Origin of the sequence: Acidocella facilis ATCC 35904 (genome assembly GCF_000687875.1) — a bacterium.
Taxonomy (GTDB): Bacteria; Pseudomonadota; Alphaproteobacteria; order Acetobacterales; family Acetobacteraceae; genus Acidocella; species Acidocella facilis.
The window spans coordinates 37,201-60,749 of the sequence record NZ_JHYG01000003.1; the positions used below are offsets into that span (position 1 = coordinate 37,201).

The window sequence follows — 23,549 nt, forward strand, 5'->3', positions numbered from 1 at the left end:
CAGGCGTGCGGCGGCGCCCCCAAATCGGACGGATGACCCGAAAAGCCCCGCTCAATCCCTTCGCCGCGTATCTCTGGCTGGCCGAGGCCGGCTTTGTCTTCGCCATGCACAGCGCCCAGCTCTGGATGCAGCCGGGCAAGGCGGCCGGGCGGCTGGCGGCGTTGGGGGCGGAAAAGCAGCAGGCCTTTGCGCAAGGCGCGATGCAGGCCGGGCTAGCGGCGCTGCGCGGGGCGAAGCCGCAGGCAGTGGCGAATGCGGCGATGGCCCCGGCCAAGCGGCGGGTGCGGGCGAACAAGGCGCGGATTCTGAAGGGCAAGACACTGAAGGCGCGCTGACCGGCCTGTCGATGTTTGCAAAAAGCCCTCACAGACGTTCGGGGCGGGACGGCGGCGGTGCGTACGCCCAAACGTTGGTGCCGCTTTTTTGAAAAAAAGCGGCACCAAAAAACTTTTGTGATTAAGGCGTTTTTTAGCTCGTCGGGATGGTCAGGATCGTCCCCGGTGTCGCGCTGGTCTGGGCCAGGGACAGCAAGGTCTGCACAATCGAAAAAGCCACCTTGCTGTTGAAATCGTCATTGGCGATCCAGAACCAGGTGGCGCCGTATTTCACCGAGACGAAGGCATCTTTCGGCGCCTTGTCGCCCGAATGCACGACGACGACCGGGTGTTTGGCGATGCCGATCGTGCCCAATGTCGGGGTGGTCAGCCCGGCTTTGACATCCGCCTCCGGCACCTCCACCTGGATCGCGAGCTGGTTGAGGATGCCGAGCATCGGCCTTGTCTGCAGCATGATCTGCCCGGAGGGCGGCTTGCCGGTGCCGTAATAGACCGTGGCGGTCTGTTCATTCGGCTTCATGCCGAGCAGCGCGCGCGCCTGCGCGGCGACGCGGGCTAGGTCCGGATCGTCCGTCGGCTCGATCGCCAGGATGGTCTTGGTCTGGGCCGGGCTTTTGCCGCTGGCGGGCTTGGTTTCCACCTGCCCGCCATCCAGCACCCCGCCGATCTGCAGCAGCCGCAGATCATACAGCAACAGGAAGAAATCCGGCGAGCCCAGCCCATCTGCACCGCCCAGCTCGCTGGAATTCTGCAGCCCGTTGATGGATTGCACATCCAGCCGGAACAGAATGTCCACCGGGATGCCGCCGCCGACGAAGGGGATCAGCTCCGCCGGGGAGAAGGGGCGCAGGAAGCTTTCGGCGAAATTCTTGCCGGTGATCGGCTCCAGCGTGAAGGTCGGGCTCTGCTGGAAGGTTCCGCCCAGCCCGCCGGAGATATAGTTGCCGGCCGAGGTGGCGGCACTCGGATAGGCCTCCAGCCCGGCATTCAGCGTCTGCTGCAGCTGGTAGGAGGAGATGATTTGCGTGGTCTGCAGGAAGCTGGGCGAATCCGCGTAGCGCAGCCGCACCACGTTGAGCAGCGTCTGCTGGTTCTGGGCATTGCCCAGCGCCTGGGCATAGCTGACCGTATCCTGTTGCAGCTGATGCGGCCCGAGCTGGATGCAGCCGGCCAGCGGCAGCGCGGCGAGGCAGGCGGCCAGCAGCCGCCTCATTGGCCAACCAGGGCCTGGGCGAATTCGGTGGCGTCGAAATCCCGCAAATCGGCGATCTGCTCGCCGGTGCCCACCGCATGGATCGGCAGCCCGTATTTTTCCGCCAGCGCCACGACGATGCCACCGCGCGCCGAGCCGTCCAGCTTGGTGACGATGAGGCCGGAGAGATCCACCATCTCCTTGAAGATGCCGACCTGGGTGACGGCGTTCTGGCCGGTGGTGGCGTCCAGCGTCAGCAAAGTGGCGTGCGGGGCGGTGGGATCGAGCTTGCGGATCACCCGGATGATCTTGCGCAGCTCCTCCATCAGGGCGGTCTTGTTGTGCAGCCGCCCGGCCGTGTCGATCAGCAGCACATCGGCGCCGGTTTTCTGGGCGCGGCTCAGCGCGTCATGCGCCAGCGAGGCGGGGTCGGTATTGGCCGGGGCGGTGACCACCTCGCAACCGGCGCGCTGCCCCCAGACCTGCAGCTGTTCCACCGCCGCGGCGCGGAACGTGTCGCCCGCCGCCAGCATCGGGGTGAGGCCCTGTTCGCGGTAGAGTGCCGCCAGCTTGCCGATGGTGGTGGTTTTGCCGGCGCCGTTCACGCCGACCATCAGGATCACATAAGGCTTGTGCGCCCGGTCCAGCTCCAGGGGCTTGGCGACCGGGGTGAGGATTTCGGCGATTTCGGCGCCCAGCGTCTCGCGCACCTCGGCATCCGTCACCTCCTTGCCGAAGCGGGTGGAGCGGAAGCCCTTGATCACGCGCGCCGCCACGGCGGGGCCGAGATCAGCGGCGATCAGCTGCTCCTCCAGCTCTTCCAGCGCCTCGTCATCGAGCTTGCGCTTGGTGAAAATGGCGGTGATGCCGCCGGTCAGTTTCGCGGTCGAGCGCGAGAGGCCGGATTTCAGCCGGGAGAAGAACGAACTGGCCATGGCTTAGAGACTTTCGGGAATTTCACCGGCAAAGGCGGTCACGGCGGGGCCGCGCATCAGCACATGGCCGGCCTGCGTCCAGGTGATCAACAGCTCACCGCCATCCATCTCCACCACCGCCTGGCGGCCGGTCAGCCCCCGGCGATGCGCGTTGACCAAAGTGGCGCAGGCGCCGGAGCCGCAGGCAAGCGTCAGCCCCGCGCCGCGCTCCCACACCCGCAGCCGGATGCGCGAGGGGCTTTCGATTTTGGCGAAGCCGATATTGGCGCGCTCGGGGAAGATGCGGTTTTTCTCCAGCATCGGGCCGATGGTCTCGATCGGCAGATGCGCGAAATCCTCGATGAAGAAGGTGGCGTGGGGGTTGCCCATCGAGCAGGCGGCGGGGTCGGAAACCGGGCCCAGCGACAGCGGCAGATGCAGCGTGTCGGCCGGGCTGGCCAGTGGCACGTCGCCCCACTCCAGATGCGGCGGCCCCATATCGACCTCGACCAGGCCGGGACCGAGGATTTCCGCCTGCAACAGCCCGCCGGCGGTGCGGATGGAGACATGCCGCGCGCCGCTCTCTTCCGCCAGCAAGGCGGCGACGCAGCGCGTGGCATTGCCGCAGGCGCCGCTCTCGGAGCCATCGGAATTCAGGATGCGCATGAAGGCATCCGCCCCCGCGCCATCCGGTTCGATGATGATCAGCTGGTCGCAGCCGACCCCGCGCCGGCGGTCGGCGATCTTGCGGATCGCCTCGGGGGCGAGGGCGGGCTTGGTCACGCGGCCATCCAGCACGACGAAATCATTGCCGGCGCCATGCATCTTGATGAACGGGAGCATGCGCCTTCCTTACCGTCTCGCCCCAGGCGGGGCAAATCCGTGCGGGGTAATGACAAGATGGTTAGAGCAACATCCGATCAAACGGAAGCGTTTGATCGGATAAAGTTGCTCGTTCAAACAAAAAGCGAGAGCGTGGTCCGCGCGCCAAGCTGAGCGGAATACGCTCTCGCGCGGTTGTGCCGCGCAAGCGCGCCCTTATCTAGAGTTTTTGGGCCAGGGGAGGCGGGATGCGGCGCAATCTGTGGATCAGGATCACCTGTCCCATCCTTATACTGATCCTGCTGCTGATCATCTTCTGGAACTGGGACTGGTTCATTCCGGTGGTGGAGGCCAGGGCCTCGGCCGAAATAGGCCGGCCGGTGAGCATCCAGCATCTGCATGTGAAGCTGGGCAGGACCATCATCATCCGCGCCGATGGCATCACCATCGCCAACCCGAAGGGCTTCCCGGCGGAGGACCCGCCGCTGGCGACGATCCCCGAGCTGCGGGTGGAGGTGGCGGCGCTGCATTATCTGCGGCAACAGCAGCTGGAGCTGCCGGTGATCGCGCTGGAGCAGCCGGTGATTTCGTTGCGGCAGACTGGCGCCGAGACCAATTATACGCTGACGCTGGCGGCCTCGCCCAGCTCCAGCACCCCGCCGAAGCTGGGGGTACTGCTGATCCATGGCGGCCAGGCCAGCGTGAAGCTGCCCAGCGACAAGGCCGAATTCAATCTGGCGATCGAAACCCGCCCGGCGCCCGCCGACAGCAAGCTGTTTACCGGCGGCGAGATCGTGGTGACGGTCAAGGGCACCTATGCGAATGCGCCGATCACCGGGGATTTCACCGGCGGGGCGCTGCTCTCGCTGCGCGATGCGGCGACCCCCTATCCGGTGGCGCTGCATCTGCAGAACGGCACCACAATGGTGAAGCTGGCGGGAACGCTGAACGATCCGGCGCATTTCGCCGGGGCGCATCTGAAGCTCTCCTTCTCCGGCCAGAACATGGCCAATCTTTACGCGCTGACCGGGGTGCCGATCCCCGACACCCCGCCTTTCAGCCTGACCGGCACCGCCGTGTATCAGGACAAGGCGTTCCGGCTGCAGGATTTCACCGGCCATGTCGGCTCTTCGGATCTGGAGGGCACCATCGCCGAGGCGCCGGGCGAGCCGCGCCGGCAGATTACCGCGCGCCTGACCTCCAAACGGGTGGATCTGACCGATCTCGCCGGCTTCCTGGGCGGCACGCCGGGCAACAAGAACACCCCCGGCCAGAATGCGGCGACCAAGGCCAAGCTGGCGAAGGCGGCGGACAGTTCAAAATTATTGCCCTCGACGCCGATCAATCTGCCGAAGCTGAACGAGGTGGATGTGGATCTGCGCTATAAGGGCGAGCACATCATCAATAAGGGCGTGCCGCTGGATGATCTGGTGGCGCATCTGGTGGTCAAGGATGGAAGGGTGACGGTGAATCCGCTGAATTTCGCGGTGGGGACCGGGACCATCGCCAGCGCCATCGATCTGACGCCGGATAAGAACGTGCTGCATGCCAGGGCGAATATCGATTTCCGGCGCCTGCAGCTCTCGCGCATCGTCGGCTCCACCACCGGCTTTGCCGGCAATGGCACCATGGGGGGCTCGGCCTGGATTTCCGGCACCGGCAATTCGATGGCGGCGATCCTGGGCCATGGCGATGGCCATGCCTCGCTGTTCCTGCAGCATGGCGGCGATATCAGCGCGCTGCTGGTGGATCTGGTCGGGCTGCAGGGCGGCCCGGCGATCCTCTCCGCGCTGGGGGTGCCGAACAAGACGCCGATCGAGTGCCTGATCTCGGATGTCTCGCTGAAGGATGGGCAGATGAACACCAACGCCTTCCTGGTGGCGACGAAGGAATCGAACATTCTCGGCAAGGGCACGGCCAATCTGGATACCGAGACGCTTGACCTGCATATGTGGACGGAGGCGACGCATTTTTCGATCGGCAACCTGTCCACCCCGATCAATATCGGCGGGACGCTGAAACATCCGAGCATCATGCCGGCCCCTGGGCCGCTGGCGGCGCGGGTGGGCAGCGCGGTGGGGCTGGGGGTGCTGTTCCCGCCGCTGGCGATCATCCCGACGATCCGGCTGGGGCTGGGCGATAAGAATGCGTGCGAAGACACGCTGGCCAAGCTGCACAAATAAAACCCCGGACCTGGGTCCGGGGTTGGAATGGGAGCAAAAGTTTTTGAGGGTATGGGAACTTTTTTCAAAAAGTTCCCATGACTTCAATACATCGCGGAGGTCACAGAGCGCAGATTGCGCTCCTCCAGCGCCCGCCCGGTGCCCAGCGCCACGCATTGCAGCGGATTCTCGGCGACCATCACCGGCAGGCCGGTGGAGACGCGCAGCACCTCGTCCAGCCGGTGCAGCAAAGCGCCGCCGCCGGTGAGCATGATGCCCTTATCGACGATGTCGGCGGACAGTTCCGGCGGGGTGTTTTCCAGCGCCACCTTGATCGCCTCGACGATCTGCCCGACCGGCTCGGCCAGGCTCTCGGCGATCTGGCGCTGTGTCACCGTCACTTCGCGCGGCACGCCGTTGATCAGATCGCGGCCCTTCACATAGCGGCTCGGGCCATCCTGGTTGCTCTCCACCCAGGCGGCGCCGATATCCATCTTGATGCGCTCGGCGGAGCTTTCGCCGATCAGCAGATTAAAGGTGCGGCGGATATAGGAAATGATCGCCTCGTCCAGCTTGTCACCGCCGACGCGCACGGAGCGGGCATAGACGATGCCGCCCAGCGAGATCACCGCCACCTCGGTGGTGCCGCCGCCGATATCGACGATCATCGAGCCGGAGGGCTCGGTGACGGGCAGGTTGGCGCCGATCGCCGCCGCCATCGGTTCCTCGATCAGCAGCACCTTGCGCGCGCCAGCGCTCTCGGCGGATTCCTGAATGGCGCGGCGCTCGACCGCGGTGGAGCCGGAGGGCACGCAGATGATGATCAGCGGCGAGGCATAGCCGCGGCGGTTATGCACCTTGCGGATGAAGTGCTTGATCATCTCCTCCGCCACCTCGAAATCGGCGATGACGCCGTCGCGCAGCGGCCGGATGGCTTGGATGTTGCCGGGGGTGCGGCCGAGCATCAGCTTGGCGTCCTCGCCGACGGCGAGCACCTGCTTGCGGCCCTTCACGTCCTGGATTGCGACCACGGAGGGCTCCGCCAGGACGATGCCCCGGCCCTTCACATAAACCAGTGTGTTCGCGGTCCCGAGATCGATCGCCATGTCGGCCGACATGAGGCCGAGAAGTTTGGAAAACATCAAAACCCTTTCCGCTTAGTCCGGCGAGATCTTCGCCGCGCCGTCAAGAACGCCGCATTGCGCTGGCCTTACAGCCCGTACAGCAAAGGGGCAAGCCTCAAAGAAGCCCTTCATTCGCCATATTGCGCGCCCAATATATCGTTTAGACCAGATTGCTGATTGATCAAGGAGATGTAAACGTGGCGTACAAAGTCACCCCTGTTGTCCTGTTGGCCGTAGCGGGCTTGAGCCTGGCCGGATGCGGCTATTCGCCTGGGTCGCGCGCGCTTTCGGGCGGTGCCATCGGCGCGGGTGCCGGTGCCATCATCGGCAGCGTGACCGGCGTGGGGCCGGGCATTGGCGCGGCGGTCGGCGGTGGTGTCGGCGCGGTCGCCGGTGCGGCGATCAGCCCGCATAATCTGAATCTGGGGCGTCCGCTGGTCGGGAATTAACGGCGTCGGCCGATTGTGACTGAAGGTTTCATGAAGGAATCGTCAGGCGATCGGCGGCCGGTTGAATTTCCGAAGGCGGACTAAATATCCTTTTTGTTATGTTCTGAACCACGGGAGTTGGAAATGCTTCGCAAAATCTCTGCCGGCCTGTTTCTGGCCGCGTCCCTGACCGCGCTGACCGGGTGCGGCTACTCACCCGGCCATCGCGCCCTCACGGGCGGCGCGATTGGCGCGGGCGGTGGCGCCATCATCGGCGCCGCGACGGGCCTGGGGCCTGGGACCGGGGCGTTGATCGGCGGCGCGGCCGGTGCCGTCACCGGTGCGGCCACCAGCCATCGCCAGCTGAACCTGGGTAACTGATTCTGGGCAACTGATCCGGGCGCTGGTCTCTCCTTGCGGAGAGACCAGCGTTACGCCTCATTCAGGAAACCGTGACGATCACCACGTGGTCGGCATCCACCTCCTGCAAGGCCTGATACAAGGCGCTGATGCCGGCCAGCATGGCCTGGCCGGCGCCTTTTTCGTCCTCGTCGGTGAAATCCTCATAGGCGTCCTGCAGCTCTTTGGCTGAGAAGCCCTCGGGGTCCAGCTGCTCCATATATTTACTCTGATCCTCCTTGGTGAGGATGATCACCAGCGCATCCGTCGCCTCCGCCAGGTCGGCGACGATGGAATTCTCGCTGGTCTCCAGGTCGATGTCATAATCATCGGCCAAAACCGGGACCAGGACGGAAAAAATATCCCCGTCTTCCTCGAATTCGACCACCGATGTGCCGGTGGCGGCCAGATAATCGGCCAAGCCCTGCGGGTCGTCCCCGTTGGCGGCATCGGTCAGGTCGCGCAGATTTTCCCGTGGCAAACGCACGAAAGAGGCAGTGGCCGGCATGTCTCGCTCCGCTATGGATGATGGGCGTCTTACCAAGCTGGTGGGGGCGCTGCCAATCTCAACCCTCTTGGCCGCGCGCGCCAGGAGCATTACATCCCCGGGCTGAAATCGTTTGAATACAGGAGGGTCGCATGAGCGAAGAGACACGGAATTTCGGCACCGAAGTGGGCCGGCTGCTCGATCTGGTGGTGCATTCCCTTTATTCCGACCGGGAGATTTTCCTGCGCGAGCTGGTGGCCAATGCCGCCGACGCCACGGATAAGCGCCGCTTCCTCGCCCTTTCGGATGAAAAGCTGGCGCTGCCGGACAATGCCGCCATCCGCATCTCCGCCGATAAGGGGGCGAAGACGCTGCGCATCGAGGATAGCGGCATCGGCATGGCCAAGGAGGAGCTGGCGGAGAATCTCGGCACCATCGCCAAATCCGGCACCGCCGGATTCGCCGCACAGCTGGCCTCGGCCAAGCCGGAGGAGCGGCCGAGCCTGATCGGCCAGTTCGGCGTCGGCTTCTATTCCGCCTTCATGGTGGCGGAGAAGGTGGAGGTGATCTCGCGCAAGGCCGGCACCGATGAGGCCTGGGAATGGATGTCCGACGGGCAGGGGCAATATACGCTCAAGTCCGCCGAGCGCGGCGCGCCGGGTACCACCATCCTGCTGCATCTGAAGCCGGATGCGGAGGAATATCTGGAGCCGATCCGGCTGAAGACGGTCATTAATAAATGGGCCGACCACATCACCCTGCCGGTGGAGGTGGAGGACAACGGAACGTTCGAGGCCGCCACTTCCGGCCAGGCGCTGTGGCGCAAGAGCCGTTCCGAGATCACCCCGGAGGAATATACCGAGTTTTACCGCCATGTCGGCCAGGGCTGGGACGAGCCCTTCGCCACCATCCATTGGCGGGCCGAGGGCGCGGTGGAATTCACCGCCTTGCTGTTCATCCCCTCCTCCAAGCCGTTCATGCCGGTGGAGGAGACCAAGGAGAGCCGGCTGCGTTTGCATGTGAAGCGCATGTTCATCACCGATGAGGCGAAGCTGCTGCCGAACTGGCTGAATTTCGTGGTCGGGGTGGTGGATACGGAGGATCTGCCGCTGAATGTCTCGCGTGAGATTCTGCAGGCGACGCCGGTGCTGGAGAAGATCCGCAAGGCGCTGCTCAACCGGGTGATGACCGAGCTGAAAAACAAGGCCAAGGACGAGGCGGCGTTCAAGCCGTTCCTGGAGAATTTCGGCTCGGTGCTGAAGGAAGGGATTTACGAGGATACCGGCCATGCCGCCGAGATCGCCGCGCTGCTGCGCTTTGCTTCCAGCAAGGAGGAGGCGACGACGCTGGATGGCTATATCGAGCGCATGCCGGAGGGGCAGAGCGACATTTATTACCTGGCCGGGGATGCCGCGCATCTGAAGACCTCGCCGCAGCTCGAGGGGTTTGCCGAGAAGGGCTATGAGGTGCTGCTGCTGGGCGATGCGATCGACGCGTTCTGGCCGGGGCGGCTGGGCAGCTACAAGGAGAAGAAGCTGGTTTCAGTCTCCCAGGCCGGCTCGCTGTTCGAGGCGCCGGAGGCGCCAGAGGCGATCACCGCCCTTTGCGCCAAGTTGAAAGAGGCGCTGGGGGCGGAGGTGTCCGAGGTTGCGGCGTCGTCCCGGCTGAAGGATAGCCCGGCGATGCTGGTGGCGGCGCAGGCGGGGCCGGATCTGGCGATGCAGCGTTTGCTCAAACGCGCTGGCCGGCCGACATTCGGGCTGCCGCCGAAGCTGGAGATCAATCCGGGCCATAAGCTGGTGGAAGCGCTGGCGGCGAAGGAGGATGTGAGCGAGGCGGCGCGCCTGCTGCTGAATCTGGCCAAGCTGCAGGATGGCGATTTGCCGGAGGATCCGGCGGCGTTCGTGCGCCAGGTGGCGGCGGCGCTGGCAAACGCTTAATTTATAAAAGTTTTTGGGGGTGTGGGGACTTTTTTCAAAAAGTCCCCACAAAGGTTTGGGGTGGTGGCGACGGCGTCGCCACCACCCCAAACGTTTTCGCCGCTTTTTTGAAAAAAAGCGGCACCAAAAAACTTTTGCTCCTATTTTCCTTCGCGGGCTTCCAGAACCCGCATCAGCGTCACGAACTCCGCCACGCTCAGCGTTTCCGCCCGCCGCGCCGCGTCAATCCCCGCCGCCTCACATAAAGCCTCGCCGCCCAGCGGCTTCAACGCCCCGCGCAGCATCTTGCGCCGTTGCCCAAAGGCGGCGGCGGTGAGGCGCTCCATCAGCTTCAACTCGGCCTTCGTCGGCTGCGCGGCCTTCGGCACCAGCCGGATCAGCGCCGACTCCACCTTCGGCGGCGGCGCGAAGGCCCCGGCGGGAATGCGCATCAGCATCGTCACATCGCATAGCCACTGCGCCAGCACCGAAACCCGGCCATAGGCGCCGGTATTCGGCTGCGCGCAGACCCGCGCCGCCACCTCCAGCTGGAACATCAGCGTCATCGACTGGAAATCCGCCGCGTTCTGCAGCCAGTTCACCAGCAGCAGCGTGCCGATATTATAGGGCAAATTGGCGACGATGGCGCGCGGGGCGGGCACCAGCGCCGCCAGATCCGCCCGCATCGCATCCGCCTCGATGATGCTGAGCCGCTCCGTGGTGCCGGCGAGCTGGGTGATGGCGGCCACCGCCCGCTTGTCGAACTCGATGGCGGTGACATGCGCCGCCTCGCTCTCCAGAAGTGCCCGCGTCAGCCCGCCCGGGCCCGGGCCGATCTCGATGACATTCACCCCCCTCAACGGCCCCGCCGCCGCGGCGATGCGCGAGAGCAGGGCCGGGTCCAGCAGGAAGTGCTGGCCGAGGGATTTGTCGGCCCGCAGATCGAAGGTGCGGATGGTGTCCGCCAGGGAGGGGAGAGATATTTTAGCCATGGCGGCTTGTTACCCCACGCCGCGCCATGGCAACAGGGAGCTGTGGATAAGCCGGACGAGAAGGCAGGGTTCATGCAGGTTCCGCGTCTGCTGCGCGCTTTGGTGCGGGTGGATGAGGTCTGGCTCGTCCTGCTGGCGGCCGGGGTTGGGATTCTCGCGGGATTCGGCGTGGCGCTGATGAACGAGATCTCGTTCCTGATGCACCAGAATCTGTTCGCCCTGGCGCCCGGACATGAATTGTCCGAAACGCCGGACCTGGACCCGTTGCGCGCCTTTGGCGTGCCGATGCTGGGCGGCTTCATCCTGGGGGTGGTGCTCTGGGGGCTGGCGCGCTTCCGGCCGAAGCCGATCGTCGATCCGATCGAGGCCAACGCGCTCTATGGCGGCCGGATGTCGCTGACCGACTCGCTGATCGTCGCGGCGCAGACGGTCTGGTCCAACGGCGTCGGCGCTTCGGTGGGCATGGAGGCCGGCTATGCGCAGCTGGGCGCCGGTATGGCCTCCTGGTTCGGCAAGCAGTTCCGCCTGCGCCGGAATGATCTGCGCACGCTGGTCGGCTGCGGGGCGGCGGCGGCCATCGCCGGGGCGTTCAACGCGCCGCTCTGCGGGGCGTTTTACGGCATCGAGCTGATCATCGGCATCTATTCGGTGGTGACACTGCCCTTTGTTGTCATCGCCGCGCTGCTGGGCACGCTGACCGTGCAGATTCTGGGCTTTTCCTCGCCGCCTCTGGTGGTGACGCTGCCGGCGACAGTGCCCAACGATATTTACGGCGTCATCCTGATCGAGGGGATTGCCTGCGGCATGGCGGGGATCGTCATCATGCGCGGGGTCACGCTGATCGAAACCGCGTTTCGCCGCAGCCGTATCCCGACCTGGCTGCGGCCGATGCTGGGCGGCGCGCTGGTGGGGCTGCTGGGCTGCCTGACGCCCAAGGCGCTCTCCTCCGGCCACTCCGCGTTGCATGCTTATATAGATGTGAGCTTTCCGTTTCTTCTGGTTGCGGGGTTTTTCCTGGCCAAGGCCATTGCCTCCGCCTTCTCCATCGGCGCGGGCTTCCGTGGCGGCCTGTTTTTCGCCTCGCTGTTTCTGGGAGCTTTGTTCGGCAAGGTTTTCGCCGGCATCGCCCTGCTGGTGCCGTTCATCCACCCGATGCCCAGCGGCCTCTATGCCGTGGTGGGGATGAGCGGCATGGCCGCCGCCATCATCGGCGGGCCGATGACGATGACCTTTCTGGCGCTGGAAAGCACGCAGAATTTCAACGTGACGATGGCGGTGCTGGGCGCCTCGATCGTCGCCACCATCACCGTGCGCCGGCTGTTCGGCTATTCCTTCGCCACCTGGCGCTTCCATTTGCGGGGCGAGCAGATCCGCTCCGCCGTGGATGTCGGCTGGATCCATACGCTGACCGTCGGCCGGATGATGCGCCCGGTGCAGATGACGGTCCGCCCGCAGACCAGCCTGGCGGTGTTCCGCCAGGAAGTGCCGCTGGGCACCACGCAACGCGTGGTGGTGGTGGATTCGGACGGGCGCTATGCCGGCATCGCCTACCCGGCGGAGGCGGCATCGGTGACAGGGGAGGGGCGGCAGATTAACGACATTCTGCATCTTCAGGACTATTTCCTGCGGCCTGGGATGAATGTGAAGGAGGCGCTGGCGCTGTTCGAGGCCGCGGAAGCGGATGCGCTGGCGGTGCTCGATGGCGGCGAGAGCCGCAAGGTGCTGGGGCTGTTGACCGAGCAATATGCGTTGCGGCGCTATAATGAAGAGCTGGACCGCAAGCGGCGCGAGGTTTCCGGGGAATAAAGCCGTTAAAGCCTGAATTAAGAATAAGAAATTATGTCTTGTGGGTCATGAAAACAGAGCTTCGAGAACGACTTCGGAACGAACAATAATCAACATTATTTAGACGAAATTCCAAGAATGGAGCTCGTTTTGTAGAAGGAATTAAAAAAAACGGAGAATTGTCTAATAAAAATCGACAAATCCATAATAATAGTTAGTTTTGCTCGGGTGTAGCGGCCCATGTTGAGTTTTTTATCGCATTTTTGTCAACATTATAGATTAAATCCAATTTTTGATGCAAAAATTTTTGTGCTTCGCAACATGTTCTTAACAATCTGAGGTGGCCTTTTCCTTGCAATTCCACTTCGGAGGCGGTACTAAACTCGCAAAGGTGGAGATTTTAAGGGGTTATTATGAGCGGATTTTTGACTGTAGGTGGCGCGTTTAACGGCCAGAATGGTATTCTCAGTGTTCCGTCCGCTCTGTCGAGCTCGGTTAACACTCTGTTGCAGACCTATCTGAACGGCGTTACGGCGTCAGTGACCGGTGGGACTGCGAGCTTCACCAATATCGATATCACCGCCGGCACGGTGTTCGGTATAGGCGTCGGCGTTGCGCCGCATTTCACCGAAATCACCAATGTTGACGCCAATGGCGCCTCCACCAACGGCGCCGCGGCTGGCGTGGCGACTGTCGCCGCCGGCACCACCGACCTGTTCGTGCAGGTTCCGGGCAATGTGACCGTCGATGGCGTGGCCTCGACCTCCGTCGCGATTTTCGGCGGGAACAGCAATGTTACCTATAATGTTGGCGGCGGCACCGGCTCGATCTTCGCTGCTGGCGGCGCTGACTCGCTGAACGCGACCGGCAGCGGCTCCAGCTACAACGTGACCTCCGCGGGTAACGACACGCTGAACTTCAACGGCACCAACGGTGTCGAGACCGTGACCGCGACCGGCAATGCCACCACCTCCGTGTTCCTCGGCGGCGGCGATGTCGCGACCGTGACCGCGGCTGACAATTCCAAGGTCAGCGTGGTGTTCCATACCAACGCCGGTGGTAACCTGGACTTCGTGAATAATTCCTCTCAGGCGCAGACCATCTTCTCCGGCTCCTACAGCACCGCTGGCGGCCAGAATGTGTTCGCCCCGAACTCCATCACCGTGTTCGGTGGCACCGGCGGCGGCTTCTATGTGGGCGGCCGCGGCGGTTTCAACTCGATCAATGGCGGCAGCGGCAGCTCGACCTTGGTCGGCGGTGGCCAGGGCGACACCCTGCTCGCTGGTGGTGCCAACAACCAGCTGTTCGGCGGCGCCGGCGGTGAGACACTGATGGGTGCCGGTAGCGTGAACGGCTTCTATCTCGGCCTTGAAGAGCCTGGCATTGGCTCCATCCAGGCGGTTGGCGGTCTCGCTTCCGCTGGTGGCTCCGGCACCCAGAGCTTCCTGCTCGGCAATGTCGATGGCACGACCCTGACCGGTTCCACCGTGTCCGGCTCGCAGAACGTGTTTGACGTGCTCGGCTCCTACACCACCACGGGTGGCGAAGCGCTGACCTTCGGTGGTTCCTCCTTCACCATCAATGATTTCAGCGGCAACGATACCATCAACCTGCTGAAGTCTATCTCCAACGGTGCCGGCGGCCCGTCGGTCGAGAGCGTCCAGGCTGGTCTGGCTGGCGGCACGCAGATCCTGCTGTCCGACAACACCGTGATCACCCTCTCGAACGTGACCACGAGTCAGGTGAGCGTCAACGGCGCCCACAATGTGATCACCTTCGTCTAATCCGGCTCCCGGATCTCACCTGGAAACCTGCCTTGGTCCGCCAAGGCAGGTTTTTTTTGCGCTGATGGTTGCGGTCCGGTCTTAGAGCATCAAGCGTTTAGCTTGATGCTCTAAGTTTTGTTTTAGCGAGCAATTTCATATGTTTATCTTAATGCTGGCGCGTCAACCTAAACACATATTGCTCTAAGAGACTAAAAAACAGGGTCTTCGGCCAAAGGCTGAAGACCCTGTTCTGGCTTTGGTTCAGGCCGGGTGGAAATCCAGCACTTCGCCATTGATGCAATAGCGCAGCCCGGTGGGCGGCGGGCCGTCCTCGAACACATGGCCGAGATGGCCGCCGCAATTGCTGCAATGCGCCTCGATGCGGATCATGCCGTGGCTGCGATCGATGGTGGTGCCGATGGCGCCCTCAACCGGATCATTGAAGCTGGGCCAGCCGGTGCCGCTCTCGAATTTGGTGCCGGAAATGAACAGCGTCTGGCCGCAGCCAGCGCAGGCGAAGCTGCCGGCGCGCTTTTCGTAATTCAACGCGCAGGTGCCGGGCCGCTCGGTCGCGTGCTGGCGCAGGATGGCATATTGATCGGGCGTCAGGCGCGCGCGCCACTCGGCGTCCGTTAATGTAAAGGGAAAGACAGTCTTACTGTCTGTGCTCATGGCCGTCTCCTTCGGGCAGGTCTGCCCGTAATATAAGGAGGCGGTTCGGATGAGCCAACGGGTATCAGTTCCCGTTGCGGGGGCCAGCCTTGCGGCTGGCCAGCAGATACAGGCGCGATGCGGCGCCGGTGCGGCTTCTTAGCGGCTGGCGCTCTCGGCCGTCGGCAGCTTTTGGGTGCCCAGGGCGCGCCAACGCTCCAGGGTCGCCTCGCGGGCGGGCTTGCCATCGTTCAGAGATGCCGCGATCAGCCGGTCGATCACGGCATGGCGAAGTTCGGCCTCGGTCTTCAGCATATTGGCAGGCATTGATTTACCCTCTGTTCGAATACTCTCGGACGCTATGTCCATGCTTGTTACAGTGCATTGCAACAAAGGCATGATTAAGGCGGCCTCTTGATTTCAATGTGACGATTCTCGGCGGGATTTTCAGCAAAAAAAATTGTTGATAACTTGTTAGGCCCCGGTGCAAGCCGCTTCGGGTTTTGATAAGGGAGACCAGGGTTTTTTTGTTTTCCCCAGGGCTTTCATGGCGAAGCGGGCTGTTTTCCGGATTTTATTCACGCTGGCCGGGCTGGGGGGCTTGGGCGCCTGTGCAGCGCCGCCGAAAATCGCCGCCGGCAATGATCTGCCCCAATCGGAACAGGCGCTGAAAGGCTCGACCCCGCAGGTGCTGGACGCCGATTTCGGCCAGCCCTCCCTGCGCCGGACGGACGGGCAGGCGCAGGTCTGGCTGTATCATTCGCCGATCTGCGGGATGAATGTGTTTCTCTATCCGGATGCGCATGGCGTGCCGCGTGTGGCGGCGGCGGTGGCGGATGCCGGGGATGACCCGCAAAGCTGCATGATGAGCCTGGAGCATCCGGTCGCGGCGGCGGCCCTGGAGCGCAACGCGTCCTCCTGATAGCCTGAGGCTAGTCAGTCATGAGGACAAAATGGCGTCTTTGAACATCGCCGTGCAGATGGACCCGCTGCACAGCATCGATATTACCGGCGATTCCACCTTCGCGTTGATGCTGGAAGCCCAGGCCCGCGGCCATAGGCTCTGGCATTATGAAGTTCCGCATATGTGGCTGGACGGCGCCGTGCTGAAAGCCCGGGTGCGGCCGGTGGAGGTGCGCAACGAGGCGGGGGCGCATTATAAATTCGCCGATGAGCAGGTGATCGATCTGGGCAGCATGGATGTGGTGCTGATGCGCCAGGACCCGCCCTTCGACATGGCCTACATCACCGCGACGCATCTGCTGGAGCATATCCACCCCAAAACGCTGGTGGTGAACAATCCGGCTTCCGTGCGCAACGCGCCGGAGAAGCTGCTGGTAACGCATTTCCCGGAGCTGATGCCCCCCACGCTGATCTCCTGGGATCGCGGTGCGATCCGGGATTTCCGTTCGCTGCATAAGGACATCATCGTCAAGCCGCTATTCGGCAATGGCGGCATCGGGGTGTTCCGGATCAAGCCGGATGATGAGAATCTCGGCTCGCTGCTGGACATGTTCTTCGCCGCCTCGCGCGAGCCGTTGATGGTGCAGCGCTACGAGCCGGCGGTGCGCAAGGGGGATAAGCGGATCATCCTGATCGATGGCGAGCCGCTGGGGGCGATCAACCGTGTGCCGGCGGAGGGCGATTCGCGCTCCAACATGCATGCCGGCGGCAAGGCGGAGCCGACCAGGCTGACGGCGCGCGAGCAGGAGATCTGTGCCGCGATCGGCCCGACCTTGAAGGCGCAGGGGCTGCTGTTCACGGGGATCGACGTGATCGGCGATTACCTCACCGAGATCAACGTGACGTCGCCGACCGGGCTGCAGCAGATCGCCCGGTTCGACGGCCTCAATCTGGCGGCGGCGATTCTAGAGAAGATTGAGGCAATCCGCGCCGCGTAAGTCGCAAAAGTTTTTGAGGGGCGCAGGCGCCCAAGGTTCCAGCGCTGCGTAGCAGCGTTGGAAAGGCGCCGGAGGGTCGGGGGGCTTTTTTCAAAAAGCCCCCCGAGACTTCACCCCAGCTTCGCCAGAATCTGATGATAAGCCCGCCCATGATACACCAGCCCCGACCCCGTCGGCCCGAGATGGATGGCCTGCACCTCGCAGAAGAACACGGTATGGGTGCCGACTTCGGTCTGCTGTACCACTTTGCAGTCCAGGCTGGCGGTGGCGGTCTCAAGCGCCGGGGCGCCGGTGGCGAGGCGGATCCAGCTGCCATGGCTGAAGCGCTCTTCCATGCCGAGATCGCCCTTGCCGGCGAAGATCGGGGAGAGCGCCTCATGCTCATGCGCCAGCACATTCACGCAGATGATGCCGGCGGTCTTGAAGGCCTCATATTGGCGGCTGGTGCGGTTGATGCAGACCAGCAGCGTGGCCGGGCTGTCGGTCACCGAGCACACGGCGGAGACGGTCATGCCGACATCACCTTGCGGGCCGCGCGTGGTGATGATGTTAACGGCGGCGCCCATGCGGGCCATCGCCTCGCGGAACAGGCTGGTATCTACGGCAGCGCTCATCGTTAAAATCCCCTGAAGCCGTCGGGTTTTAATCCTTACCCCTGGGCGGGCGCAAGCTGCGGCCGCGCTGAACGGCCTGTTCCCCAAACCGCAACCGCAAGGCGTCGATGGCGTCCTGCCGGGCGCGGCGGCGCGGCGTTGAGGTGTCCGCCAGATCGCCCAGATCCGCCTGCGCGGCTGGGGCCAGCGGCGACGCGCCGATGCCGATGAGCCGGAAGCGCGGGCCGGTCGCCTCCGCGGCCAGCAGGACCTGGGCGGCCTCGAAGATGGTCTCGGGCAGGCGGGTGGGGGCGGGCAGGCGCTGGCTGCGGGTGCGTTGCTGGAAATCCGCGGTTTTCAGCTTCAGCACCAGCCCGGCGGCGGCGACATCCTCGCGGTGCAGGCGCCGCCCCAGCTTCTCGCACAGCGGCCAGAGCGCGGCTTCCAGCGCGGCGCGGTCCGAAAGATCGGTCTCGAAGGTGGTTTCGGCGCTGATGGATTTGCTTTCGCGCTCAGCCCGGACCGGACGGTTATCCTCCAGCCGGGCGCGGGCAACCAGCGCCATCCCCTCATTGCCAAGCCTGGCGGCCAAATGCGGCTCCAAAGCGGCGAGCTGGGCGATGGTGACGAGGCCCATCGCTTCCAGCTTTTTCACCTGGGCCGGGCCGATGCCGGGCAGCAACCCGACCTTCTCATTGGCGAGCAGCTGTGCCGCTTCCGCGCCCAGCACGGCAAAGCCGCGCGGCTTGCCGCGCTCGGCGGCCAGCTTGGCCAGCATGCGGTTGCGCGCCAGCCCGATGGAGATGGTGATGCCGAGCTCCGTCTCGATCCGCCGCGCCAGACGGGTCAGCACGATGGCGGGGGGCGCGCCGTGCAGCGCCTGGGTGCCGGAGAGGTCGAGAGCGGCTTCATCGATGGAGAGCGGCTGCACCAGCGGTGTCAGCGCCTCCATCATTTCCCGCACCTGGCGGGAGACGATGGCATATTTCGCCATGTCCGGGCGCAGCACCACGGCGTTGGGGCAAAGCTGCTTGGCCTTGAACATCGGCATCGCGGAGCGCACGCCATGGATGCGCGCGATATAGCAGCAGGTGGAGACGACGCCACGCACCCCGCCGCCGACGATCAAGGGTTTGTCGCGCAATTCCGGGTGGTCGCGTTTTTCGACGGAGGCGTAGAAGGCGTCGCAATCAATATGGGCGATGGCCAAGGTGAACAGCTCGGGGTGCGACAGGATCCGCACCCCGCCGCATTTCATGCAGGCGGGGCCTTGGCAGATCGCGTCGCAATCGCGGCAGAGGGCGGGCATCTCAGCCCGCCCTCTTTGAGGTCACTCGGCGGCGAGATGGATTTTCTCGTCGTCCGGATTGGCTGGGGAGGCCGGAATCTTGCCCTTGGGTTGCGGGTTTTCGATATAGTCGAACGGCGCCTCGTTCCAGGGGCCGCGTCCCTCCTCGCCCTGGCTGAGATTGAACACCACATCCACCGTGTCGTCCGGCTTGACGTTGCCGAACATCGGATCGTCGAGTTTGCCGATGGCGTCGAGCGCTTTCATGAACATGTTGGTGTGGGTGATTTCGCGGGTGAGCAGATGCGTCAGCGCGTCGATGGTGCCCTTGTCCTTGGTGCATTTCAGCAGCGCCTCGTAGGTCTGCCGTGCACCGCCCTCCGCCGCGATATTGGCGCGCAGATCGCGCACCACATTGCCACCCTCGTTGATATAGGTGGCGGTCCAGGCCGAGCCCTGGCTGTCGACAAAATGCGGGCCGATGCCTTTCATTTTGAAGAGCGGCGCCTCGTACACCTTGGTCTGGTCGAGCTTGGCGGTGTGCTGGGTGATCAGCTTGCCGACCATTTCCAGATGGTTGAATTCTTCCAGCGCGATATCCTGCAGCATGTCGCGCAAGGCCGGGTTTTCGACATGGAAGGACTGCACCCAATATTGCAAGGCGGCGGTGAGTTCGCCGGTGGCGCCGCCGAATTGTTCGAGCAGGAACTGGCCGAATTGCGGATCCGGCGTGCCGACATTCACGGGATAGAAGAGTTCTTTTCTGTGGTAGAACATGCTTGTGTCTCCTCGGGGTTTCGGAACCCTGAGAGTCGGCATCCGGTGCCGCCTGCGCAAGCATATTCGATGTCATGAAGTTGCTTTTAAGGACCTCGTTATTTTCAAACTTGGCTGTCATCGATGACATAGGAGGCGGTGAGGCCGCCATCGATGGTGTAGGCGGAGCCGGTAATGAAGCTGGCGTCATCGGATGCCAGGAATGCGACAAGGTTGGCGATCTCGGCGGGCTCAGCGAGGCGGCCCATCGGGATATAGCGCCGGCGCAACGCCCAGGCCTCCGCATCCGCCAGAAACGCCTTCACCAGAGGCGTCGCGGTGGGGCCGGGGCAGATGGCGACGGCGCGCAGCTTCTGGCGGGCATAGATGATGGCGAGCTCACGCGTCATCGCCAGCACGCCACCTTTCGCGGCGGTGTAGGCGATCTGCGGAAAGGCGGAGCCAACCAGCGCGACGATGGAGGCGTTGTTGATGATCACGCCGTTGCCGGAGGCGAGCAGATGCGGAATCGCCGCCTTGCAGCAGAGGAAAACCGAAGTGAGGTTGGCGGCCAGGGTGGCGTTCCAGCTGTCCAGCGAGGTTTCCACCGGGCCGGCATCATCGTTGCGGCAGATGCCGGCATTGTTGAAAATCACCTCCAGCCCGCCGAAATGCCGCACGGATTGGGCGATCATCGCGGCGCAGGCGTCCTCTTTCGTCAGATCGCCCGCCACCGCGAGCGCCTCGCCGCCGCCCGCGCGGATGCTGGCGGCTACCGCTTCTGCGGCCTCCCCGCGCAGATCGGCGCAGACAACCCGTGCGCCTTCCGCCGCGCATTTTTCCGCCGTGGCGCGGCCAATGCCGCCCGCCGCCCCGGTGATGAAGACCCGTTTGCCCTTCAGACGCATGACATGATCGCTCGCAGCTGCCCGGCGAGAGTTTCGCCCGGCGCGAAGGCGCCGTCAAAGGCGGCGGAGCCGACGGTGAATCCATCCGCCCCGGCCGCGCGCAGGGCTTTGATGCGGGCCGGGCTGTCCACCCCGCCGGCGCAGATCAGCGCCGCACGCCCCAGCCCGCGCCGCGCGGCGCGCACCAGCGCAAGCGGGTCAGCCTCGGTGGCGCGATAGGCCAGCAGATCCACCCCGGCGCAGCCCTGGGCGATGAAATCGGCGCAATGCGTCTCCACCAGGGCTTCATCGCCGCGAAGCTGGGTGGGATGGCCGACGGGCGTGCCGGGAAAGGGGTAGTAGCCGATGCCGGTGCCCGCGAGCAGCGCCAGCGTGGCCGCCACCTCGGTGCCGCCGAGCAGCCGGTCCACCCCGATCGCCTTGCCGATCCGCGCTGAGTCCAGCGCGCTCTGCGGGGTGGTGGCGACCACCTCCAGATAAGAAGCCGCCCCCAGCGCCTTGATCCGCGCATTCAGTGTGCGCAGCGTCTCCTCATCCGCGCCGATATCCTTGAAGCCGATATGGCGCAGACCCAGCGGGGCGATCTCGTCCAGAACCGCCAGGCAGTCCGGCACCGTGCGGTCGTGGCGGGTGAGCATGAAGATGAAATCCATGCTCCGATGCTGTCATTCCCGGACGGGGCGGGCAATAACCGGAGGGAATAATTTTTTCTTGCTCTGTCGCATGAAGGGCAGCTCGACGACGTGATGCAGCATGGCCGCGAGGAAGCAGGAGCCCAGCACCGCCAGCACCAGGAAGGCCAGGCTGAACCAGCCCGGATGCGCGGCCAGAGGCGGGCCGAGCCAGAGTGCGAGCAGCCGCTCCACCGGTTCGTTCACCAGATAAAGCGGGTAGGAGATGGCGCCGAGATAGAGCAGCCCCCGATTGGCCAGAAGCCCCCCCCAGCTTTGGGTCTGCGCGAGCATCAGCGCCAGCCAGAGCAAGGCGGTGAGGGCGCGCTCCGGCGTGCCCAGCAGCGCCAGCAGGCAGAGCCCGGCCAGGCAGGCGAGAAACGGCGCGGCGCGGCCGGAGAGCAGCCAGATGCGGCTGCATAGCCCGAGCGCGAACCAGCCGGCCTGGGCGGGCAGGAAGGCGCGGGAGAATTCGGTGTGTGCCGGCAGCAGCGCATAGAGCAGCGCCACCGCGAGCAGCAGCGCCGCCAGTCCGCCCAGCCGCTTCGGCGCGGCGAGGCCGATCAGCAGATAGAACTGCCATTCGGTGGAGAGCGACCAGGCCGGGCCGAGCAAGGTCACCCAGCCATAAGGCAGCAGGCGGTCGGGGATGATCCCATGCAGCAAGGTCAGATGCGCCAGAAGATGCGCCCAGAGCGGCTGCGGCAGGCCGGGCGAGACGATCTCGCGCGCCGCAGCACCGGTCCAGGGCAGGGCGGAGAGCGGATCGCCCAGGGCTTCGATGCTGATCGCGGTGGCCAGCACCAGGAGATAGACCGGCAGCAGCCGCCGGGCGCGGGCCTGGATGAAGGGCCAGAAGCGGCCGCCATGCCGCTCCAGCGCGCCGGCGATCACCAGCCCGCTGAGGGCGAAGAACAGCTCCACCGCCGCCTGGCCATGGGCGAACAGGCGTTGCGCCCAGAGCGGGGCGGTGGTCAGCGGCAGGGCGTGGCTGAGCAGCACATACATCGCCAGCAGGCCGCGCACCCCATCGAGGCGTCGCATCCGTTGCATGATCGCAACCTAAACGCGAAATCCCTTCGCGGCCAGAGCGTTATAAAAGTTTTTGGGCGGAGGCGGCAAAGGTTCCGCCGCTGTGTAGCAGCGGTGGAAAGCCGCCGGAGGGTGTGGCCCTTTTTTCAAAAAGGGCCACGAAAGGTTTGGGGTGGTGGCAACGACTTTGCCACCACCCCAAACCTCTTCGCCGCTTTTTTGAAAAAAAGCGGCACCAAAAAACTTTTATAATTTTAGTTCAATTACAGCGGCAGCAGCGCCACCAGCAGCGGCACGATAATCGCGGTGACGATGCCGTTCAGCCCGATCGCCAGCCCGCCAAAGGCGCCGGCGGTCTCGTTCAGCCGGATCATATGCGCGGTGGCGATGCCATGCGCCGCCGTCCCCGCCGCCAGCCCTTGCGCCTCCCAGGCCCGCACCCGCGCCGCCTTGTAGAGCGGCCCGCAGATCAGCGTGCCGAACAGCCCGGTGATGATGACGAACACGGCGGTCAGCGCCGGCAACCCGCCCAGCTGCTGCGCCACCCCCATCGCGATCGGCGTGGTGACGGATTTCGGCCCCAGCGACATCACCACCTCATGCGGCGCCCCCAGCGCCTTGGCGATGAGCATCGCGGACAGCGCCGCCACCAGCGAGCCGGCGCCGAGCGAGACCAAAATCGGCACGAAATTGCGGCGGATGGCCGGCCAGTTGGCGTACATCGGCACCGCCAGCGCCACCGTGGCGGGGCCGAGCAGGAAATGGATATAGACCGCGCCGGAGAAATAGGTCTGGTAGCTGGTGCCGGTGAGCAGCAAGGCGGCCACCAGCATCGCCACCGCCAGCACGGTCGGGTTGCTGTAGGCCTTGTGGCCGGCGCGCTGGTCCAGCAGGGCGGCCACTTCCCAGGCGCAGAGCGTGGCGGCCAGGCCGAGCAGCGGCTGCGTCTGCAGATAGACCCAGACATGAAAGAAAGGCAGCGGCAGCAGCTTATGCATGGGGCTTGGCCTCGCGCCGGGTGAGGAACCATTGCATGGTCACCCCCGTCACCAGCAGCCCCAGCGTGGTGGAGACGGCGATGGCGACCAGAATGGCCACGGCATTTTCCCGCAAGGCCCCGAATTCATTGACAATGCCCACCCCGGCCGGGACGAAGAGCAGGCCAAGATATTTCAGCAGCCCTTGCGCGGTCTGGCGCAGATCCTCGCTCGGCGGGCCGAATTTCAGGAACCAGGCCAGCGCCAGGACCAGCCCGATCACCGGCCCCGGCACCGGCAGCCCCAGCCCTTGCTGGATGATGGTGCCCACCAGCTGGTACAAAACCAGTATTGTCAGCGCTCTGACCACTTAAGCTCTCCCAACGCCTTGGCGGACGGCCACGCCAGGGCCATGTTGCAATGCGATGCCACCGCTTGCCTAAACCG

25 protein-coding genes are annotated in these 23,549 nt (G+C 64.3%); 9 read left to right on the forward strand and 16 right to left on the reverse strand.

The genetic code is table 11. From position 1 onward, the window contains the following. Positions 1-32 precede the first annotated feature (32 nt). Complete coding sequence (locus T331_RS17340; RefSeq protein ID WP_008493988.1) at positions 33-335, forward strand: hypothetical protein; 303 nt, start codon at positions 33-35, stop codon at positions 333-335. Positions 336-468: 133 nt separating this feature from the next. Here T331_RS17340 and T331_RS0104805 read toward each other — a convergent pair whose 3' ends face one another. From T331_RS0104805 to dapF, 3 genes are read right to left on the reverse strand one after another with little or no spacing between them, the layout of a single operon-like run. After that, positions 469-1,548, reverse strand: a complete 1,080-nt coding sequence (locus tag T331_RS0104805; protein WP_026439227.1) for a hypothetical protein — start codon at positions 1,546-1,548, stop codon at positions 469-471. Continuing rightward, positions 1,545-2,462: a signal recognition particle-docking protein FtsY gene (gene ftsY, locus T331_RS0104810; RefSeq protein WP_008493990.1), complete on the reverse strand. Its 918-nt coding sequence runs from the start codon at positions 2,460-2,462 to the stop codon at positions 1,545-1,547. The genes T331_RS0104805 and ftsY overlap by 4 nt, the downstream gene beginning before the upstream one ends. 3 nt (positions 2,463-2,465) lie before the next feature. Next, positions 2,466-3,284 (reverse strand): diaminopimelate epimerase, encoded by an 819-nt coding sequence (gene dapF / locus T331_RS0104815; RefSeq protein ID WP_026439228.1) that lies wholly within the window; start codon positions 3,282-3,284, stop codon positions 2,466-2,468. Between the two features lie 227 nt (positions 3,285-3,511). Here dapF and T331_RS0104820 point away from each other — a divergent pair, with 227 nt between their 5' ends. Further along, entirely contained in the window at positions 3,512-5,446 is a 1,935-nt protein-coding gene (locus T331_RS0104820) for an AsmA family protein (RefSeq protein WP_026439229.1), read from the forward strand. Between the two features lie 83 nt (positions 5,447-5,529). On the opposite strand, the gene T331_RS0104825 is transcribed toward T331_RS0104820, so the two are convergent. Beyond that, a complete protein-coding gene (locus T331_RS0104825) occupies positions 5,530-6,567 on the reverse strand; it encodes a rod shape-determining protein (protein WP_008493993.1) in 1,038 nt (345 codons plus the stop codon). A gap of 179 nt (positions 6,568-6,746) precedes the next feature. On the opposite strand from T331_RS0104825, the gene T331_RS0104830 reads away from it, so the two are divergent. After that, entirely contained in the window at positions 6,747-6,998 is a 252-nt protein-coding gene (locus tag T331_RS0104830; protein ID WP_035179279.1) for a YMGG-like glycine zipper-containing protein, read from the forward strand. 123 nt (positions 6,999-7,121) lie between these two features. Beyond that, complete coding sequence (locus T331_RS0104835; protein ID WP_008493996.1) at positions 7,122-7,358, forward strand: YMGG-like glycine zipper-containing protein; 237 nt, start codon at positions 7,122-7,124, stop codon at positions 7,356-7,358. Between the two features lie 61 nt (positions 7,359-7,419). Here T331_RS0104835 and T331_RS0104840 read toward each other — a convergent pair whose 3' ends face one another. Then, entirely contained in the window at positions 7,420-7,884 is a 465-nt protein-coding gene (locus T331_RS0104840; protein WP_026439231.1) for a hypothetical protein, read from the reverse strand. 131 nt (positions 7,885-8,015) lie between these two features. On the opposite strand from T331_RS0104840, the gene htpG reads away from it, so the two are divergent. After that, positions 8,016-9,803 (forward strand): molecular chaperone HtpG, encoded by a 1,788-nt coding sequence (gene htpG / locus T331_RS0104845; RefSeq protein WP_026439232.1) that lies wholly within the window; start codon positions 8,016-8,018, stop codon positions 9,801-9,803. Between the two features lie 140 nt (positions 9,804-9,943). Here the strand turns inward: htpG and rsmA are convergent, their stop codons facing one another. Beyond that, positions 9,944-10,774: a 16S rRNA (adenine(1518)-N(6)/adenine(1519)-N(6))-dimethyltransferase RsmA gene (gene rsmA, locus T331_RS0104850; RefSeq protein ID WP_051622153.1), complete on the reverse strand. Its 831-nt coding sequence runs from the start codon at positions 10,772-10,774 to the stop codon at positions 9,944-9,946. A gap of 72 nt (positions 10,775-10,846) precedes the next feature. Between rsmA and T331_RS0104855 the strand changes: the two genes are divergently transcribed. Both T331_RS0104855 and T331_RS0104860 read left to right on the forward strand, forming a co-directional pair. Next, the gene (locus tag T331_RS0104855) at positions 10,847-12,580 is read left to right on the forward strand and encodes a chloride channel protein (protein WP_051622200.1); all 1,734 of its coding nucleotides are present in this window, start codon (positions 10,847-10,849) and stop codon (positions 12,578-12,580) included. 485 nt (positions 12,581-13,065) lie between these two features. After that, positions 13,066-14,343: a beta strand repeat-containing protein gene (locus T331_RS0104860; protein ID WP_026439235.1), complete on the forward strand. Its 1,278-nt coding sequence runs from the start codon at positions 13,066-13,068 to the stop codon at positions 14,341-14,343. A 243-nt stretch (positions 14,344-14,586) separates the two neighbouring features. Here the strand turns inward: T331_RS0104860 and msrB are convergent, their stop codons facing one another. Then, positions 14,587-14,997, reverse strand: a complete 411-nt coding sequence (gene msrB / locus T331_RS0104865) for a peptide-methionine (R)-S-oxide reductase MsrB (RefSeq protein WP_008494003.1) — start codon at positions 14,995-14,997, stop codon at positions 14,587-14,589. 138 nt (positions 14,998-15,135) lie between these two features. After that, entirely contained in the window at positions 15,136-15,303 is a 168-nt protein-coding gene (locus T331_RS19785) for a hypothetical protein (RefSeq protein ID WP_155992613.1), read from the reverse strand. Positions 15,304-15,523: 220 nt separating this feature from the next. Between T331_RS19785 and T331_RS0104875 the strand changes: the two genes are divergently transcribed. Both T331_RS0104875 and gshB read left to right on the forward strand, forming a co-directional pair. Further along, positions 15,524-15,898 (forward strand): hypothetical protein, encoded by a 375-nt coding sequence (locus tag T331_RS0104875; RefSeq protein ID WP_008494004.1) that lies wholly within the window; start codon positions 15,524-15,526, stop codon positions 15,896-15,898. Between the two features lie 31 nt (positions 15,899-15,929). Beyond that, positions 15,930-16,877, forward strand: a complete 948-nt coding sequence (gshB, locus tag T331_RS0104880) for a glutathione synthase (protein WP_026439236.1) — start codon at positions 15,930-15,932, stop codon at positions 16,875-16,877. 110 nt (positions 16,878-16,987) lie between these two features. Here gshB and T331_RS0104885 read toward each other — a convergent pair whose 3' ends face one another. The 8 genes from T331_RS0104885 to T331_RS0104920 form a co-directional block, all read right to left on the reverse strand. Further along, complete coding sequence (locus tag T331_RS0104885; protein ID WP_008494006.1) at positions 16,988-17,491, reverse strand: flavin reductase; 504 nt, start codon at positions 17,489-17,491, stop codon at positions 16,988-16,990. 28 nt (positions 17,492-17,519) lie between these two features. Next, a complete protein-coding gene (locus T331_RS0104890; protein ID WP_026439237.1) occupies positions 17,520-18,779 on the reverse strand; it encodes a DNA polymerase IV in 1,260 nt (419 codons plus the stop codon). A 21-nt stretch (positions 18,780-18,800) separates the two neighbouring features. Continuing rightward, positions 18,801-19,535, reverse strand: coding sequence for a manganese catalase family protein (locus T331_RS0104895; RefSeq protein ID WP_008494008.1), 735 nt, complete (start codon positions 19,533-19,535; stop codon positions 18,801-18,803). Between the two features lie 104 nt (positions 19,536-19,639). Next, positions 19,640-20,422, reverse strand: coding sequence for a glucose 1-dehydrogenase (locus T331_RS0104900; protein WP_026439238.1), 783 nt, complete (start codon positions 20,420-20,422; stop codon positions 19,640-19,642). After that, positions 20,413-21,075, reverse strand: coding sequence for a beta/alpha barrel domain-containing protein (locus tag T331_RS0104905; protein ID WP_026439239.1), 663 nt, complete (start codon positions 21,073-21,075; stop codon positions 20,413-20,415). The genes T331_RS0104900 and T331_RS0104905 overlap by 10 nt, the downstream gene beginning before the upstream one ends. A 12-nt stretch (positions 21,076-21,087) precedes the next feature. Next, complete coding sequence (locus T331_RS0104910) at positions 21,088-22,137, reverse strand: acyltransferase family protein (RefSeq protein ID WP_051622155.1); 1,050 nt, start codon at positions 22,135-22,137, stop codon at positions 21,088-21,090. Positions 22,138-22,388: 251 nt separating this feature from the next. Continuing rightward, positions 22,389-23,123 (reverse strand): LrgB family protein, encoded by a 735-nt coding sequence (locus tag T331_RS0104915; protein ID WP_008494013.1) that lies wholly within the window; start codon positions 23,121-23,123, stop codon positions 22,389-22,391. Continuing rightward, positions 23,116-23,472, reverse strand: coding sequence for a CidA/LrgA family protein (locus tag T331_RS0104920; protein ID WP_026439241.1), 357 nt, complete (start codon positions 23,470-23,472; stop codon positions 23,116-23,118). Before T331_RS0104920 ends, T331_RS0104915 begins: the two co-directional genes overlap by 8 nt. Positions 23,473-23,549: the final 77 nt, after the last annotated feature.

Bases quoted from the DNA above. Each gene is read 5' to 3' on its own strand.
- gshB (WP_026439236.1), top strand. From the start codon at position 15,930: ATGGCGTCTTTGAACATCGCCGTGCAGATGGACCCGCTGCACAGCATC.
- T331_RS0104825 (WP_008493993.1), bottom strand. From the start codon at position 6,567: ATGTTTTCCAAACTTCTCGGCCTCATGTCGGCCGACATGGCGATCGAT.
- T331_RS0104855 (WP_051622200.1), top strand. From the start codon at position 10,847: ATGCAGGTTCCGCGTCTGCTGCGCGCTTTGGTGCGGGTGGATGAGGTC.
- T331_RS0104885 (WP_008494006.1), bottom strand. From the start codon at position 17,491: ATGAGCGCTGCCGTAGATACCAGCCTGTTCCGCGAGGCGATGGCCCGC.
- msrB (WP_008494003.1), bottom strand. From the start codon at position 14,997: ATGAGCACAGACAGTAAGACTGTCTTTCCCTTTACATTAACGGACGCC.
- rsmA (WP_051622153.1), bottom strand. From the start codon at position 10,774: ATGGCTAAAATATCTCTCCCCTCCCTGGCGGACACCATCCGCACCTTC.
- dapF (WP_026439228.1), bottom strand. From the start codon at position 3,284: ATGCTCCCGTTCATCAAGATGCATGGCGCCGGCAATGATTTCGTCGTG.
- T331_RS0104905 (WP_026439239.1), bottom strand. From the start codon at position 21,075: ATGGATTTCATCTTCATGCTCACCCGCCACGACCGCACGGTGCCGGAC.
- T331_RS0104840 (WP_026439231.1), bottom strand. From the start codon at position 7,884: ATGCCGGCCACTGCCTCTTTCGTGCGTTTGCCACGGGAAAATCTGCGC.
- ftsY (WP_008493990.1), bottom strand. From the start codon at position 2,462: ATGGCCAGTTCGTTCTTCTCCCGGCTGAAATCCGGCCTCTCGCGCTCG.
- T331_RS0104890 (WP_026439237.1), bottom strand. From the start codon at position 18,779: ATGCCCGCCCTCTGCCGCGATTGCGACGCGATCTGCCAAGGCCCCGCC.
- T331_RS0104875 (WP_008494004.1), top strand. From the start codon at position 15,524: ATGGCGAAGCGGGCTGTTTTCCGGATTTTATTCACGCTGGCCGGGCTG.
- T331_RS0104805 (WP_026439227.1), bottom strand. From the start codon at position 1,548: ATGAGGCGGCTGCTGGCCGCCTGCCTCGCCGCGCTGCCGCTGGCCGGC.
- T331_RS0104835 (WP_008493996.1), top strand. From the start codon at position 7,122: ATGCTTCGCAAAATCTCTGCCGGCCTGTTTCTGGCCGCGTCCCTGACC.
- T331_RS0104900 (WP_026439238.1), bottom strand. From the start codon at position 20,422: ATGCGTCTGAAGGGCAAACGGGTCTTCATCACCGGGGCGGCGGGCGGC.
- T331_RS17340 (WP_008493988.1), top strand. From the start codon at position 33: ATGACCCGAAAAGCCCCGCTCAATCCCTTCGCCGCGTATCTCTGGCTG.
- T331_RS0104820 (WP_026439229.1), top strand. From the start codon at position 3,512: ATGCGGCGCAATCTGTGGATCAGGATCACCTGTCCCATCCTTATACTG.
- T331_RS19785 (WP_155992613.1), bottom strand. From the start codon at position 15,303: ATGCCTGCCAATATGCTGAAGACCGAGGCCGAACTTCGCCATGCCGTG.
- T331_RS0104915 (WP_008494013.1), bottom strand. From the start codon at position 23,123: ATGCATAAGCTGCTGCCGCTGCCTTTCTTTCATGTCTGGGTCTATCTG.
- T331_RS0104895 (WP_008494008.1), bottom strand. From the start codon at position 19,535: ATGTTCTACCACAGAAAAGAACTCTTCTATCCCGTGAATGTCGGCACG.
- htpG (WP_026439232.1), top strand. From the start codon at position 8,016: ATGAGCGAAGAGACACGGAATTTCGGCACCGAAGTGGGCCGGCTGCTC.
- T331_RS0104910 (WP_051622155.1), bottom strand. From the start codon at position 22,137: ATGCGACGCCTCGATGGGGTGCGCGGCCTGCTGGCGATGTATGTGCTG.